The sequence below is a fragment of the Neorhizobium galegae genome, assembly GCF_017877135.1.
GTDB lineage: Bacteria > Pseudomonadota > Alphaproteobacteria > Rhizobiales > Rhizobiaceae > Neorhizobium > Neorhizobium galegae_A.
Genome location: NZ_JAGIPH010000011.1, coordinates 64,285 through 80,541, shown reverse-complemented (window position 1 = coordinate 80,541; position 16,257 = coordinate 64,285). Strand labels below are relative to the sequence as shown.

12 protein-coding genes and 2 pseudogenes are annotated in these 16,257 nt (G+C 58.5%); 9 read left to right on the top strand and 5 right to left on the bottom strand.

Annotated elements, in window-relative coordinates:
• Window positions 1-63 precede the first annotated feature (63 nt).
• Genes J2858_RS22615 through J2858_RS22605 form a run of 3 tightly spaced genes read right to left on the bottom strand, consistent with a single transcriptional unit; the run spans window position 64 to window position 4,607 of the window.
• Window positions 64-963: a DMT family transporter gene (locus tag J2858_RS22615; RefSeq protein WP_210107136.1), complete on the bottom strand. Its 900-nt coding sequence runs from the start codon at window positions 961-963 to the stop codon at window positions 64-66.
• Entirely contained in the window at window positions 960-3,362 is a 2,403-nt protein-coding gene (locus J2858_RS22610) for a PIG-L family deacetylase (RefSeq protein ID WP_210107135.1), read from the bottom strand. The genes J2858_RS22615 and J2858_RS22610 overlap by 4 nt, the downstream gene beginning before the upstream one ends.
• An 18-nt stretch (window positions 3,363-3,380) precedes the next feature.
• Entirely contained in the window at window positions 3,381-4,607 is a 1,227-nt protein-coding gene (locus tag J2858_RS22605) for an ROK family transcriptional regulator (RefSeq protein ID WP_210107134.1), read from the bottom strand.
• A gap of 254 nt (window positions 4,608-4,861) precedes the next feature.
• Here J2858_RS22605 and J2858_RS22600 point away from each other — a divergent pair, with 254 nt between their 5' ends.
• The 8 genes and pseudogenes from J2858_RS22600 to J2858_RS22570 form a co-directional block, all read left to right on the top strand.
• A complete protein-coding gene (locus J2858_RS22600; RefSeq protein WP_210107133.1) occupies window positions 4,862-6,115 on the top strand; it encodes an extracellular solute-binding protein in 1,254 nt (417 codons plus the stop codon).
• A gap of 14 nt (window positions 6,116-6,129) precedes the next feature.
• Window positions 6,130-7,071, top strand: coding sequence for a carbohydrate ABC transporter permease (locus tag J2858_RS22595; protein WP_210107132.1), 942 nt, complete (start codon window positions 6,130-6,132; stop codon window positions 7,069-7,071).
• Window positions 7,068-7,910 (top strand): carbohydrate ABC transporter permease, encoded by an 843-nt coding sequence (locus J2858_RS22590; protein WP_210107131.1) that lies wholly within the window; start codon window positions 7,068-7,070, stop codon window positions 7,908-7,910. The genes J2858_RS22595 and J2858_RS22590 overlap by 4 nt, the downstream gene beginning before the upstream one ends.
• A 4-nt stretch (window positions 7,911-7,914) precedes the next feature.
• Window positions 7,915-9,429 carry an argininosuccinate lyase gene (gene argH, locus J2858_RS22585; RefSeq protein WP_210107130.1) on the top strand — a complete coding sequence of 505 codons (1,515 nt, stop codon included), beginning with the start codon at window positions 7,915-7,917 and terminating at the stop codon, window positions 9,427-9,429.
• On the top strand, window positions 9,429-10,466 hold the full coding sequence (locus tag J2858_RS22580) for an ABC transporter ATP-binding protein (RefSeq protein WP_210107129.1): 1,038 nt from the start codon (window positions 9,429-9,431) through the stop codon (window positions 10,464-10,466). Before argH ends, J2858_RS22580 begins: the two co-directional genes overlap by 1 nt.
• Window positions 10,463-11,371 (top strand): carbohydrate kinase family protein, encoded by a 909-nt coding sequence (locus J2858_RS22575; protein WP_210107128.1) that lies wholly within the window; start codon window positions 10,463-10,465, stop codon window positions 11,369-11,371. Before J2858_RS22580 ends, J2858_RS22575 begins: the two co-directional genes overlap by 4 nt.
• Before the next feature lie 370 nt (window positions 11,372-11,741).
• A pseudogene (locus J2858_RS24180) lies at window positions 11,742-11,905 on the top strand (IS3 family transposase); the annotation flags it as partial.
• A pseudogene (locus J2858_RS22570) lies at window positions 11,893-12,250 on the top strand (transposase); the annotation flags it as partial. The pseudogenes J2858_RS24180 and J2858_RS22570, both read left to right, overlap by 13 nt.
• A 91-nt stretch (window positions 12,251-12,341) precedes the next feature.
• Here the strand turns inward: J2858_RS22570 and J2858_RS22565 are convergent.
• Both J2858_RS22565 and J2858_RS22560 read right to left on the bottom strand, forming a co-directional pair.
• Window positions 12,342-12,662, bottom strand: a complete 321-nt coding sequence (locus J2858_RS22565) for a helix-turn-helix domain-containing protein (RefSeq protein WP_245367057.1) — start codon at window positions 12,660-12,662, stop codon at window positions 12,342-12,344.
• A 721-nt stretch (window positions 12,663-13,383) separates the two neighbouring features.
• Window positions 13,384-15,429 (bottom strand): sensor histidine kinase, encoded by a 2,046-nt coding sequence (locus J2858_RS22560; protein WP_210107127.1) that lies wholly within the window; start codon window positions 15,427-15,429, stop codon window positions 13,384-13,386.
• 87 nt (window positions 15,430-15,516) lie between these two features.
• On the opposite strand from J2858_RS22560, the gene J2858_RS22555 reads away from it, so the two are divergent.
• The gene (locus J2858_RS22555) at window positions 15,517-16,257 is read left to right on the top strand and encodes a response regulator transcription factor (protein WP_210107126.1); all 741 of its coding nucleotides are present in this window, start codon (window positions 15,517-15,519) and stop codon (window positions 16,255-16,257) included.

The window sequence follows — 16,257 nt, the reverse complement described above, 5'->3', positions numbered from 1 at the left end:
CAAACGGCCCAGCTTATATTGGTGGCAAGCGGCCACTATGAGTGGAGGGGCAGGATCAGAGCACTAACGTCCGCGGGCACGCCTTCGCTCCAGCAAGGCTGCACCCTGCAGAGAGGCGATGATCATGATGACGCCGATCACCACACGCCACTGTGGCACCTCATCGAAAAAGACGTAGCCAACAGCGGTGACGAAAACAATCGACAGATAACCGACCGGCGCCAGAATACTGGCATCGGCCATGCGGTAGGCGCGCAGAAAGCAATATTGGCCAAGCTGGGCCAGCAGGCCGATCCCGAGGAGCGGCAGCCAGTCCAGCGGCAAGACAGGTTGCCATGTGACGATAGCCGGCACGGCGGTGATAACGGCAAGACCGACCGTGTAGAAGACCATCATCACTGTGGTGTTTTCGTCGCGCAGGGCTCGCGTCTGAATGATCGCCAGCGATCCGAACACAACCGTCACCAGAACGACCAGAATGTTCACGTCGAAGCCCGATGTTCCGGGTGCGACGATAAGCAACACTCCGGTAAAAGCCAGCCCCGCGCCGACCCAGCGGATACGACTCACCCTCTCATTCAGCATGATGACGGCCATCGCCATCGTCACCAGCGGGCGTGAAAAGCCGACGGCATTGACCGTTGTGAGCGGCAACAGGGTAATCGCCAGAAAATTGCTGGTCAGCGCTACGGCGTTGCAGGAAATCCGCACGATGTTGCGCCACGGGTGGCGGATACGCGTCATCTCGGCGCGGTGGTGCCAGATGAGCGGCAGGATGAACATGAGGCCGATCATCGCGCGGATGAAGACAAGTTGAAAAGCCGGGTATGTCGCGCCCTGGGCCTTGACCAAGGCGGTCATGCCGCCGGACACCAGCGTCATGTCGATCAGCAGCCAGCCGGCGGCGATACGGGCATTGGCAGCCTGTTCGCGCGTATCGTCGAGCGACCGCTCGGCGGTCATGCCGGCTGCACGAGGTTTGCCATGAGGCGGAAGGCGCCCGGCACGAGTTTGTCCATCTGGTGATGGAGCACAAGGCTGGTATGGGTATGGCGTCCGCGACCGATGGCCGCCGAGAGCAATCCACCTTTCAAAGGCTGCTCGTTAGCGTCATGCATGGCCAGCAGCGGCTCGTAGGCATCGTCCCAGCGGGCCGCAAAATAAAGCCCGCGCTCCTTGTTCCAGCCCTGCCAATCCTGGGACCCGATCCTGTTCGGGCCGGCGAGCAATGGATGCTCGGGTGCAAGCACCGTAACTTCCGCCATAGGGTCAGTGACACGGAAACGCAGCGACGGCGATCCGATCTCGATATGCCGTGGAGGAGTCTCCTGCGGATGCCAGCCGTCGCTTGGACGGTGATAGAGGGTGACCAGATGTCCGCCTTCCTCAACGAAACGATGCAGACGGGCGGTTGCCGCCGCAAGATCTTTGCGAATGCCGAAAGCAAAAATGCCGACGACGATTGTCGTGAAGCGTGACAGGTCGCCGGACAACGCCGCAGCGTCCATCTCGGTCACCTCAAGACCCATACGCGCTAGCCACAGACCGACGCGGTCCGCACCGCCGCCCACATATCCGACGCGTGCTCCCTGCGGTAATTTCAGATCAAGCGACAGGATGCTCAGTGCCGCCGATTGTCGAAAGCTTGTTCGACCAATATGGCGGAACGCGATGGGCGTGACCCTGAAGGCCTCTAAGCCGCCGAGATGTGGCAGGATCTCGGTGAGGCCCGGTTCCAGCGGTTTCGTGGCCGAAACCGTCCAACCGTCGTCGCCGGCCTTGAGGCTAAGGCCCGGCGGCGCTCGAAAGGAGAGTGGGGCCTGGACCCCGTCAATGCTTGCCTTGATTGACCATTCGGTCTGGTCACTCTGAAATGGAACCAGCAGGGTTTCCGGCGACAATGTCAGCGACTGCGCCGGTGAGATGGAAAAGGGTTCCTCAAGATCGAAGCTGCCGGAAACCGTGCGTCCTCCGATTGACGCAGAAATCCCAATATGGGCATGGCCGTTGCCGCCCATAGAAGACCAGGACGGCAAATAGAGGTTCGACAGCGGCATGTCCGAGGCAGCCTCAAGGACAATGGACTGACCGTTATCCCCGTACTGGGCGGTAAAGGTCACCCCTTCAGGCAGGATCGGGACCACGTCGATCGCAGCCTCTGCAGCGCCCCGCCCGAGCGTGACGCTCAGAACGGCTGAACCGCCGGGAGCAATGCTGGAAGGACTGGCATAGGCTCGCTCGAAAATCTCGGCCACCTCCAGAAGCGCAGCGTCGATCTGCCGCTGCTTGCGCGTGATCCTGTGTCGGTGCAGTGCCTGGAAAGCCTGCGGTGCCGAGGTGGAGACGAGGTCCAGTTGCTCTGCCGCCTCGACCAGGTGACGCGCGATCGTCTTGCGATCCGGGAAAGCTGCGATTGCTGCTCTGATGGCAGCATCTGCTGTCAGCAGCGCATTGGCGATTGTCGAGGACAGCCCGTCCCATTCGGCCAGTGTGGAAAGGGATGCCGGAATGTTGTCCAAGATGGACGTTTCCGTTTCGATCCGCTCAGCGGACAGTTTCAGATGCAGCGGCCAGTTCGTCTTGGGGTTTTGCGGCCAATGTCCCATGCCCTGCGAGGCGTGATAATATCTCGACCATTCTCCAATCCGGTCGAATTCCACGCCGGTTGCCGGGTCGCGGTCAACGGCGCGCAGTGTGACCGTGGCATCCGGTGGCGGCACCTCGTCGTCGTAAGTGTCGCCACCGCCCGACCATGCCGGCAGATAGTATTTTGCGACCGTCCAGGGTGTCATTCCCTGGCTGAAGTGCTCGGGGAAAGCCGATGGGTCGGCGGCGAGGGAGATCGCCGTTTCGGCTGCGCGCGTCATCGCACGATGATGACCGTGCTGACCCGGCACATCAAGGAAGGTCGGTACGACGATATCAGGGCGTTCCATGCGATAGGCGCGCACGAGCCGCTCCACGATACGCTGCTCGCCCCATCGGCCGAAGGTGGCGTTGCCATCCTTGGAAAAGCCGAAATCGTGGACGGGATCGTCCGGGCCATGCCCAAGCCAGAGGACGTCCGCATCAAGGACGCGCGCGGCCTCCTCGAGTTCGCGTGTGCGCAGCACGCCGAGCGCCCCCAACCGCTCGGGCCCCAAGGCATTCTGACCGCCTTCGCCCCGTGTCGAGCAGGCGATGATCACCCGTATGCCCAGGCCGAGACGCAGAAAGGCAAGCATCCCGCTCTGCTCGTCATCCGGATGGGCACCGGTGTTCATCATCGTGACAGTCGATGAGAGCCGGCTGAGCTTTCGATGAAGGCGCACCAGTGCCGGATCGTTCATCTGACGTTCTATGCGTTCGCGGGCGGTCAGCATGTAGATCTCCTCAGAATATCATGGGTGAACGTCACTCGATGTCCGAAGCGACAGTTCGAGCTTCGGCGTTACCATGTCGAATAGCGGCAGCGCGGCAGCGCCGAGAGCCGCGGTCAGTTGTCCGGTTTTGCCACGCATCACGCGCGGCAGGTCACGGGCTCTCCGGCTGGCGACAGATGTGGGGAGGGGGGCGAGACGGGCGATCACGTCATCGATGAGTGCATCGGGCAATGCGCCGCCCAGAATGACCGTTTGCGGATCAAGGATATTTTCCAGCATCGCCACCATCGGCGCAAGATAGGCGGCAGCTTCCTCGACCCATTCAACGATGGTGGGATGGGCTTGCGCATGCAGCCGTTCGAGGTCTTCGAAACCGGTGTCAGTAATCCCGGCTGCGATGAGTTTTTCTTTCAGTGCATAGGTCGAGACGTAGCCTTCCAGGCAGCCGCGTTGGCCGCAGGAGGGGCAAGGCTTGCCCTTAGGCACGACGGTCACATGACCGATCTCGCCTGCATTGCCGAAGGCACCGCGATAAGGGGCGCCGTCCTGCATGATGCCAAGGCCAAGGCCAACGCCGAAGTAGAGCATGCAGAAGTTGGAAATCGACAATCCACTCCCGAACAGCCGCTCACCGACTGCGGCCGCCGTGGCGTCGTTTTCAACGATGACCGTATGGCCGCACGCATCGCTGAGGGCCTGGGCGGTATAGTGGCCTGCCCAATCGGGCAGCGTCGTCGGGCCGACGGATGTCATGCCGTCGATCTCGAAAGGACCGGGCAGAACAACACCGGTCCCAAGAAGCTTTAATCCGACAGAGGTTCTGATCGCTTCAAACTCGTGCGCAAAGGTTTTCAGAATGTTGTCAGGCGTTCTGGCGGTCAGAGGGACAAATCGTTGCGCACGCAGCCGGCCGGACAGATCCAGGGCAAGGGTCACGATGTGATCGGCGGCAATCTCGACGCCAATGGTGACGCCGCCATCCGGATTGACAGCGAACTGGACCGGAGGCTGCCCGCGTCCGCTGCGCAAACGGCCCATTTCGATCAGCAGTCCTTCGCCGACCAGTTCATCGACGATGTTCGCCACGGCCTGCTGTGTCAGCTGGGTTTGCTTTGCAATATGCGCACGGCCGAGGCTTTCGTGCTGACGAACGATGTCCAGAATCACACGCCGATTATGCTCGCGGCTACGCTCGGGGTTCTTTCCAATGGCCACGGGGTGGCTGCCGGTTGGATGCATCGTCATCGTTATATCCTCGCTCTGAATTCATAGCCGCCGAAACCCGAGGGCGGCAATACAATAATTCAAGTAAATTATCTTATTGACATCACGCCTGTGTCAGGAGACCGTAGCGCATGAACGACGGCTTGGATCAAGCACGCCGCCGTGGCCAGGGTGAGGAAACCTGGTGTGGATAAGTTCGCGCCACGCCCCCGCGTGGAGGACATAGGGAACAATCTCCCCAGACCGCAAAGCCGGCGGGGAAACTGGAGGTTCACATGCGCAAGGCAACTTTGTTCGCCGGTCTCGTCGCCGGATTCAGCACATTCGCATTCAATGCCGCCCAGGCGGTCGAAATCGAATACTGGCAGTACGTCTACGAGACGCGTGTCAAGGCGATGGACCAGCTGATCGCCGAATTCCAGAAAGCCAACCCCGACATCACGGTCAAACAGGTTACTTTCCCCTATGCCGACTATCAGACGCGGGTGATCGCCGCGAACATGTCGGGGAAGGGGCCTGACGTGATGCAGTTGTTCTACGGCTGGCTCGACAAGTTTACGACGGGCGGCATTCTGCAGCCGCTTCCCAAGGACACTTTCCCGCATGACAAGATCGAGAGCGAGTTCTTCCCCATTGTATCGGCGATGAAGCGTGGGGATGATTATTACGGCCTGCCAACCGCCGTGCGTTCGCTGGCGCTTTTCTATAACAAGAAGCTGTTCACGGAAGCCGGTCTTGACCCGAACAATCCACCGAAGACGCTCGACGAATTCGTGGCTGCTGCGCAAAAGATCGCCAAGCACGATGCGTCAGGCAACATTACGGTCGAAGGATCGACGCTGGACATGGGGGGGCAGGATCACCAGTGGTGGCGTGAAGTCTTGATCCGGCAGTTCGGCGGAGCGCCCTATACGGACGGCGATTCGAAGGTTGCCTATGACAGTGCCGCGGGCCTGAAGGCACTGAATTTCTACACGAGCTTGCAGCTGGAGAAAAAGATCGGTCAGGCCGGTTTCATGGACGAAGGCCAGGCAGCCTTTCGCGGCGGCAAGGCGGGAATGACCATTGACGGGACATTCCGGCTGGGCTCGTTCAAGACCATCAAGGATTTTGAGTGGGGCGTCACGGAACTTCCGGCGAATGCCGAAGGCGTCCGGTCAAACTATGCCAGCTATTTTGCCAACGGCATCAGTGCGAAGACCACCGGGCCGAAACTCGAAGCCGCGAAGAAATTCCTGACCTATATTTCTTCGCCGGAGGCCATGGATATCTGGCTGAAGACTGTGGGTGAGCTGCCGGCCAGGCGTTCCGCAGCGCTGACGGAGGCCAATCTCAAGGATCCGATCTATGGGCCCTTCCTCAAGGGCCTCGACTACGCCCATACCACGATGTTCAAGGACGAGGCTGCCCAGCGCCAGAATGCGATCGACATGGTCAATCGCATTCTTCTGGAGAAACAGCCTGTTGAAGCATCCCTGAAGCAGGCCGCAGAGGCGGAGCAGGAGATCATCGACGCGGCCAAGCCGTAAATCGGGAGCGGGTCATGGCGATGAACGAACAGCAGGGGGCGGCGCAGGGCCGTCCCGGCGGGGCCTTCGGCGACCGCTTTTCCATGCAGACAAAGCGTCTTTTGTGGGTGTGGGGTTTTCTGGCTCTCCCGATCCTCTTCTATGCCGTGATCCGTTTTTATCCGACGGCACAGGCCTTCTATCTGTCCTTCACGAACTGGGATCTGCTGCGTCCGGCAAAACTGGTGGGTTTTGCCAATTACATCAAGCTATTCAAGGACCCGCAGTTCTGGAAGGTGTTCAAGAATACCTTTACCTATCTGATCGTGGGCACGCCGATCAGTCTGACGCTCGCCTTTGCGATCGCCTATTTTCTCGACCGTGTCCGCTTCATGCACAATTTCATCCGGGCGCTGTATTTCCTGCCATTTCTAACCACGGCTGCGGCGATGGCTTGGGTATGGCGCTGGTTCTATCAGCCGCCGCCGATCGGCGTGATCAATGATATCCTCGGCATGGTCGGCATTCCGCAGCAGCCCTTCATCCGCTCGACTGACCAGGCGCTTTTTTCCGTGATGGTGACGTCGATCTGGGCAGGTCTCGGTTTCCAGATCATCATTTTCATGGCGGGCCTGCGCGCCATTCCCTCCACCTTCTACGAAGCCGCGCGCATCGACGGTCTTGGGGAGTTTGCGATCCTGCACAAGATCACGCTGCCGCTCCTCAAACCCACGACCGTTTTTCTCGTGGTGTTTTCCTCCATCGGCTTCCTGCGCATTTTCGACCAAGTCTACAATATGACCACCAACGATCCCGGCGGCCCGCTCGGATCGACCAAGCCTCTGGTGCTGATGATCTACCAGACGGCATTCAACACCTATGCCATGGGGTATGCGGCGGCACAGACGGTGGTGCTGTTCACAATCCTCTTGATTGTCTCCCTCCTGCAGCTGTTCATCCTGAGGGAAAAGAAATGAGCGAAACGCCAGTTCTTCACCGCGCCAATATCCGCCCCGGTCGCATCATTGCCTGGACCCTCCTTTTTATCGGCGGCCTGATCATGATCTCGCCGATCGCCTTCATGTTCTCGACATCGCTGAAGACCGCCGATCAGGTCTATGACCTGCGGCTCATTCCGGCGGCTCCGACGCTTGCCAATTACATAAGCGTGCTGGCGGACGGTCGGTTCATCCGCTGGTTCTTCAATTCGACGGTGGTCGCGGTTGTCGTCACCCTGTCGAACTGCTTCTTCGACAGTCTCGTGGGCTACACGCTTGCAAAATTCCAGTTTCGCGGCCGTCAGTTCGTTTTCATCGCAATCCTGTCGACGCTGATGATCCCGACCGAAATGCTGGTCATCCCCTGGTACCTGATGTCGAGCCAGCTCGGCTGGCTGGACAGCTACTGGGGCATCATGTTCCCCGGCATGATGACGGCTTTTGGCACGTTCCTGATGAAGCAGTTTTTTGAAACGGTGCCGAACGATTTCATCGAGGCTGCACGGGTCGATGGACTGAACGAGTTCCAGATCTGGTGGAAGGTTGCGATGCCGCTTGTGACGCCGGCACTCTCGGCGCTTGCCATCTTCACGTTCCTCGGAAACTGGACGGCGTTCTTCTGGCCGCTGATCGTCACCACCAGCAAGGAACTGTATACGCTGCCGGTCGGACTTTCGAGTTTTGCCGTGGAGCAATCCATCCAGTGGGAAATGATCATGACTGGGGCTGCGATCGCCACTCTTCCCACCCTTCTCGTCTTCCTGGTTCTGCAGCGCTACATCGTCCGCGGTGTGATGCTGGCAGGCCTGAAAGGATAATGGCATGACTGACATCAACCCCCGCCTGTCCGACACCAGCCGATTTCCAGATCCGGTCTATAAGGAAACGGTGCTTCGTCCGCTTTTTGATGGCGCCAAGAGCCACCATGTCGATGCCTTTCGCAGAATCGACCGGGCACATCTCGTGATGCTCGTTGAGACCGGCATTCTCGGTACCGACATCGCCGGCAAAATCGCCGGTGCCCTCGACGCGATCGACAGAGACATCGACCCCGCTGCCCTCACTTACACTGGCGAGGTCGAAGACTTCTTCTTCCTGATCGAAAAGGAACTGAAGGCCCGCGTCGGAGTGGATGTCGCCGGACGGCTGCATACCGCGCGGTCGCGCAACGATATCGATCATACGCTGTTCAAGCTTGGCTTGAAGGAGCGGATCGATGCGCTGATGGTCAAGGCGCGCGCACTTCTTTCCGTCATGATCGATGTGGCCGACGCCCAAAAAGAGACGTTGATTGTCGCCTACACCCATGGCCAGCCGGCACAGCCGACGACTTTCGGTCATTATCTGTCCGCTGCAATTGAAATTCTGATCCGCGACATCGAGCGGTTTGGCGAGGCCCGCAAGATCGTCGATCTGTCGTCGATGGGGGCTGCCGCGATTACGACATCCGGCTTTCCCATCGACCGTGCCCGAGTGGCGCAATTGCTCGGCTTTTCCGCCGCACAGCGCAATTCCTATTCCTGCATCGCCGCAGCCGATTATATCACATCGACGTATTCCGCCATCGAGCTGATGTTCCTGCATCTGGGTCGGCTCATCCAGGATTTCCAGGTCTGGGCGAGTTTTGAGGTCGGCCAGATCTATGTGCCGAACGCGCTGGTACAGATCTCCTCGATCATGCCGCAAAAGCGCAATCCGGTGCCGATCGAACATCTGCGCCATCTGGCCAGTCAGACCTTCGGGCGTGCCCGGGCCATGCTGGATGTCGTTCACAACACGCCGTTCACCGACATGAACGACAGCGAGGGTGAAACGCAGGGCATGGGCTACGAGGCCTTCGCATCGGCGTCACGGGTGCTTGACTTGATGGCGTCACTGATCGGCCAGATTAGCATCGACCCGCAACGGGTGGACCAGAACATTCGTCGCTCCTGCATCACCATCACCGAACTTGCCGATTCGCTGGTGCGCATCGAAGGCCTGTCCTTCCGCGAAGCCCATGAGATCGCAGCGGCAACGGCAAGGAGTGTCGTTGCAGCCGGAGGCGACCTTCCCAACCATGGCTTCGAACCATTCCTTGAGGCTTTCGCCCAGGCCGTCGGGCGGACACCGTCGATCGATCTCCAGGCGTTCCAGGAAATCGTATCGCCTGAGCATTTTGTTGCTGTGCGCAGCCGCTTTGGCGGGCCGGCACCGGAACCGATGCAGTCTGCAATTTCGAGCTACCGCGAGCAGCTTGCGGTTTTAGAGGCGCAGGCTGACGCGTTCACGGCACGGCAATCCGCCGCCGCCGCTGAACTGCAACAGAAATTCACGGCACTGACAGGAGCCCGCTGATGGCAAAGATCGAGCTTGAAAAGCTGGTAAAGCGCTACGGCAAAGTGGAGGCGGTCAAAGGGATCGATCTATCGATCGCCGATGGGGAATTCGTGGTCTTCGTCGGCCCCTCTGGCTGCGGAAAATCGACAACCTTGCGCATGATCGCCGGCCTTGAAGAGATTTCCGCCGGCACGCTGAAGATCGGCAACGAGGTCGTCAACGAACGCGAGCCGAAGCAGCGCAATATCGCCATGGTGTTTCAGAACTATGCGATCTATCCGCACCTGAGCGTCCGCAAGAATATCGGCTTTGGCCTTTACACATCGAAGATGAGCAAAGCCGAAAAAGATGCGCGGATTGAGGAGGCTGGCCGTATCCTGGGTCTTGAGGCCTTTCTCGATCGCAGGCCGGCAGCCCTTTCGGGTGGCCAGCGTCAGCGTGTGGCCATCGGGCGGGCTATGGTTCGGGATCCGTCCGCCTTCCTGTTTGACGAGCCGCTTTCGAACCTCGATGCTCAGCTTCGCGCCCAGATGCGTATCGAGATCAAGCGGCTGCACCAGCGGCTGAAGACAACGACCGTCTACGTGACCCACGACCAGATCGAGGCCATGACGATGGCCGATCGGATTGTCGTGATGAAGGACGGTCGGATCCTGCAGGTCGGCACGCCTTCCGAACTCTACGAGAAACCGGTCGATGTGTTCACTGCGAAATTCATTGGTAGCCCATCCATGAACCTCATCGGTGGACGACGCAGCGGCGATACCATCGAAGCGGGAAGCGGTGGCGACATCCTGATCGGAATTAGACCGCACGACCTGACGGCCGATCAAGGCAATCCGGGTGCCCGGATCAGCCTGAGCGGCACGGTCACGGCCGTCGAGCCGCTCGGACCGGAAACGCTGGTCCATCTTGACGTTGCCGAGACACCTGTCATCGCCACCGTGCTTGATAAACGGATACCGGAAGTCGGAACCTTGCTCACCTGCACGGCGCCGCCCGGTAGCCTTTACCTCTTCGATGCCCGGACAGAGACGTTCCTGGGTCGGTCATGACGGCATCGACGTGCACAGCTTCCGCGGTGCTCAGCATCGGACGGGTTTACTGCGACCTCATCTTCACCGGACTTGACGAGATGCCGGTGCTGGGGCGCGAGCTTTTTGCAGGCGGAATGGACATTGCGGCAGGAGGCGGCGCCTTCATCGCGGCTGCGCATGTTGCCCATCTTGGCCGCAAAGCAGCGCTCGTCGCTCGCCTGGGAACGGACGCGCTGTCTGTCGGTGTTCGTGACGAGATAGAACGCACCGGCGTCGACCTGCGTTTTGCCGACTATGCTGCCGATGCCGGTCCGCAGGTGACGGTCGCGGCGGTCGTTGGCCAGGAGCGAGCGTTTCTGACGCGTCGTGCCGGGGAGGTGTGCCCGACAACCCTTGAAGTCGCACTGAGTTGGGACGAAGCTCGCCACCTCCATATCGCGGAATATGCGACCCTGCACGAGATCCCCGATCTGGTTGTGCGTGCCAAGGCCAAGGGGCTGACTGTCTCGCTTGACCCAAGCTGGGATGCGAGCCTCATTTATGATCCAGCGCTGCTGAGCCGATGTGAGGGGGTAGACGTGTTCCTGCCCAACCTTGAAGAGGCCGAAGCAATCACCGGCAGTCCCGATCCGGAAATGGCTTTGAGGATGCTGAAGAGCACATTCCCCATTGTTGTTCTCAAGGGTGGCGCTTCTGGTGCCTGGGCGGCGTCCGGTGACGTTCTTCTTCACGTTCCGGCAAAATCGGTGCCTGTTGTCGATACAACGGGTGCAGGAGATGCGTTCAATGCGGGCTTCTTGAACGAGTGGCTTGGAAAAAGTCTCCTCTCGGATTGCCTTTCTGCAGGTATCGATGCCGGCAGTCTCGCCGTTCAGACGGCGGGGGGAGCGACGGCACTGCCAAAACGCCAACCAGGAAGGTGACGCGCCGGACGGCAGCGGATTGGAGTGTCTTCGGTGTAAGCGGTCGTGTTCGCGGGCGCGATATTGGCATGCGGCCTGATTTGCCCTCCTGCCGCCAGGCGACACCGCCGGTTCAAGGCACTTCTACGCGCGCGTAGCTTTAAATGCAGGTGTAGGACCGACCCGTGGCCCGTTATTTTCAACCGCGGATGAGCGCGTTCCTGCTGCCGGTCGAAGCGGCATGGGCTTTTCGGCTTCACCTGGTTGAATGCACCGATCAGAGCTGTAGGAAATGCTTAGTGCTTTGATTTCTCAACAGTATGTTTCAACAGCGATACTGAACCGCACGGGGTTTGCCGGAGGCTGCAACTTCTTAGAAAGTGGAGCCATTATGAGCAAGACAATCAACAAGTTTTCACCTGAAGCCCCCGAAAGCGCCACCTGTATGGTGCTGGAACACAAGACAGACCACCCGTCTCGGTGGGCGCCGTTTCATCTATCGCGGCCAAGATTGGCTGCTGGCCAGCCACGCTGTATGAATGGGTCGCCCGCTCAATTCCTTCATAACGGCCGTTCAGGTCAGCGATTAGACCGGTGCTGCCGCCTTGCTTAATGAGTTTCCGAAGGTCAAATGGCTACTGGCCGACTGTGGCTATGATGCAAACTGGTCTCGCGACGCTTTGCAGGCCGGCGGGGGCACTGCCTGCATTCCCGGTCGCAAATGCCGCAACAAGACCATCAAATGCGACAAACGGCGCTGCAAACGGCGTAACCGGATCAAGATCATCTCGGGCATCTCAAAGACGTGCGGCGTGTCGATATACGAAACGACAGGTGCCAAAGGCCTTTCTGGCGGCAATCGCTCTGGCTGCAACCGTTATCTTTGGCTTTGAGCAATGAGGCCTGATCCCCGACAAGTGTGCTACTTTGCACGCGGAACGTGTGCCCGCCCGCGGGTGGCGCAATAGGCGGCTTCAGGAGCGGGTTTTTATCAGTTCACTGCCGGTTTTGCGGATAAGCGAACTTCGACATCCAGACCGGAAGCAGCGGCTATCTTGACCAACGTATCGAGAGTGAACATGTGGACCTTGCCGCGCATGAGGTCTGAAATCCTGGGCTGACTTATCCCAAGTTGGCGGGCGGTTTCGCTCTGGGTGCAGTTCCTGGTTTTAATGTGCGTTGCGATCTCGGAAAGCAAAGCTGAACGCAGTTTGATATTCTCGGGACCGCTTTGGGCAACGCCGCCAGATCTTGACTGCTCGTTACAGCAGCGCGTTGCAGGTGCAGTTTGTTCTTGGCGCATGTCACTCATTTCCTATCTTGTCATATCTCGATAGCGCAGCAACTGTTCGACGTTGGGCAGCATTGATTTCGGCACATCACCGGCGGACATGTGCGGGAGCTTCAACCGAGGCCGAGTGCTGTCCAGGCTCGTAAAGACCGAGTGCAGCCATGGCGCGACGGTTCTGGTCCTCCGTGCCACCGAGTTTGTAACCTTTGCTGATCAGCCTGGTTGTAAAGAGCCGATTATAAAGACTGCCCCATACAGTCCCCACAGCGAACCAGCCCGCTGCAAGCCCCCAGATCCCCATTCCACTGGCAAAGGCAAGCACTGCAAGAACCAACGCTGCGGTTGTGACCGCCAAGCCTTGCCAAACATCGTGACGAACAACGGACGGGAGTCCGGCAAGCATGAGGCACATCCAGTTGAATCCGTAATAGCCGGTTCTGGACAGACCACTTCGTGAATGTATGAGCGAGATAGGTGTAGACATTTCGGCGCCACGATTGGGGTCGGAAGCTGCAACGGTTGGTAAAAGAGATGTCGGCTCCTTGCATCTTCAAGGATCGGCGACCTGCTGTTCTTGCTCGTTACAATAATAAGGATGGTCTTCAGACGCCACGAAATGTCGGTTACGCGATGTAATGCCACGTAACATGACGCAACAAAAAGCGTCACTTTTGGGTTACAGATAGTGCAAAAGTGCAAGGTGGCCCGTGTTAAGGCTCGATCTGCGATATCTGGAGCAGGGTCACGGGCGAATTGTCGGGAGGATCAGCCTTACGGTAGTGCCCTTGGTACTTTCGATCTCGATCTGTCCGCCATGCACCGTCATGACTTTGGCGACAAGAAAGAGACCCAGGCCCGAACCTTCGACGGAGCTTACGTTGGATCCGCGCACCGCGTTTTCGAACACATGCGGCAACTCGCTGGCGGGAATGCCGACGCCCTGATCTTCCACCGCGAGGACTACCGCATCTCCTCGTTTCTCTACGGAAAGCGTGATCCATCCCGCATCTCTTATCCCACCATATTTCACTGCATTTTCCAAAAGATTGATCAGGGCGAGTTCCAGCATATCCTGGTCCGCATGGACCTTCGTCGCCACAGTATCGTCGGCGATCTCAAGGCGGATATCCGGTGCATTCAACAAGTCATAGGAGCGATGCACGGCGGAGGACACGATCGAGGAAATGGAGAGGATGTCCATAGACGGCTTGAAGGATGGTCCTTGGAGACGGCTGCGCGCTACGTTGACCTCGAGAATTTCGACCAGACGTGCGACGGCCCGCCGAATGCGCTGGATCCGCGTCCTGTCCGCCTGTTCAATATCGCCCATCGAAAACTCTATGCTGTCGATGTTTGAGCGGATCGAAGCGAGCGGGGTACGGTACTGATGCGAAACCACCTCGAGGAAGCGCACCTGTCGAAGCTGTGAATCCATTTCCGCCTTCAAGGCATTTTCAGCCGCTTTGCGGGCCTCGATGAGTTCACGAGTTCGTTCGACCACAAGCTTCGCAGCAACCTGCTCGGCAGAGCGGGCACTTGCCAGCGCCTCCTGATGCATATGCCGGTTTTGGCTTTCAGCCTCCCGCAGCCTGACAGCCATTGCTCCTGTGAGAAGCAATGTTTGTAGCAGGACGGAAATCCCGTAGGCACTGAACGTCCAGTCGGGCAACCAGGAAACCCCCAGTCTCTGGAGCATGGCGACAGTGGCACCAATGCCTACCATCGCAAATGCGACGGCAGCGAGCCGACTGACGGTCCCTTCCTCATTCATCTGAAGAAAGCCCACCACCATGGTCAGGAGCGCGCCGAGCAGACCAAGCACGGAACCGAACGGCCCGAACAACAAATTCTGGTTGGCGAGAGCAAAGCCGGATCCAGCGAGCCCGCAGAGTGCGATCGTTAGATATAGCCGATACAGCCAGGCCGATCGTCGGCGCAGGCCTAGGATTGCTTCATAGGCCATGGCACTGGCGCTCAACCCGGCCCATGCGTTTACTCCGATAAAGCTGTCATTATAGCGACCGTTCCCCATGAATAAAAAGGCGTGACTCAAGCCAAGATTCCCAAAATATATGAGAATAACTCCAAGGGTACTCAGGGCCAGAAGAATGTACTGCGCTTTCCGATCAAAGTAGACAAAGACGAGCTGTGTGAGGAGGAGTGCTGTCATTGCCCCGAACCAAAGCCCCAGAGCCAAGCCCGAAATGACGTGACGAAGCGGCAACGTACTTAAAGGGTCAAGCTGAAGATTGAGTTGGGTGGATGTGCCCTGGTTTGCAACCCGAATATACACGACAGTGGTTAGCCCCTGCGCTACATCCACAAACACCGCCGGCGAGATCGTGGAGGGGCCTGTTCGTGACGGAGGCCGATAATCGCCGAAGGCGAAATGATCAAATGCTGCATTGGTCTGTTGCGCACCAGGTGCGGAGACATACACGTCGATATAATCCAGATAATTGGGCCCCAGTGAAAGTGCGGCCTTCAGATCGGCATCGCCCGGCAGCGTCAGTTTTACCCAGAATGCCTCGCGGGTGTATCCGAGGTTGATCCCATTGCCTGCAATGGGCTTGAAAGACCTTTGCTCGTCTTGCGATAGAACTTCTGGCAGCGTCATTTGGGCGGTAGGATCGAGCAGGATTGAAAGCTTCCCTTTAATGTCCGGGAGAGGTGCCGAATCCGCAGTATCTATTCCTCCAGCCATGGCGGAGACGACAAGCAACGCGCAAAAAATAATCCGATAAACGCCCGACCGGGTATGTAGAGATAAAATACGACTTATAGTCATTTTTATGTTTAAGTCCCGGCTGTCGCCAACAGGAGTTTGAGCCGTGCAAGCCGTATGCACATTGCTCGATTAATGGAGTAGCGTTCCATGGACGAAATCAACAAGCTTCGCAAATTTCGGCTCATCCTTGTCGAAGATGATGATGATTTACGTCAGGGGCTGGTTGAATATCTTCAGCTGCGGGGGTTCGAGGTCGCCGAGGCATCCTCTGGTCTGGAATTTCAGCGCATGGTTGCCCATGAAAGTTATGACGTTGCAATCCTTGATGTCAACTTGCCGGATATCAGTGGATTCGATCTGGCCCGTCAGCTCGTTGTCGCAAGCTCGGGCATCGGCATCATCCTGCTCACGGCGCGGCGTGCGCGTGAGGATCGAATCCATGGCTATGATCGGGGTGCCGATCTCTACTTCACAAAACCCGTTGACAGCGAAGAGCTAACCCTTGCTGCAACCAATCTTGCCCGACGCATTCGTCATGAAAGATCTGTTCTAACGCCGGCGCCCCCCGCTCCTCAGGTGAAGGTGTCTAGTCACTGGACGCTCGACCGGACGCTCCGCACCTTGACGGCGCCAGAGGGAGCAACCCTGCACCTTTCCGGCCGCGAGAGCATGCTGCTGGAATTTCTGGCGCACAGAAAGGACACCCTGGTTGCGCGCGCGGATGTGCTCGAAGTTTATGCGGACGCTGGCACAGATCCGACGAGCCGGCGATTTGATGTTGCGTTTGCGCGCTTGCGTTTGAAGGCCACGCAGGCGGGAACGACATTGCCTTTTATGGTGGTGCGCGGCTCAGGACTTCGACTGATCGAGACGATCATCATTGTTTAG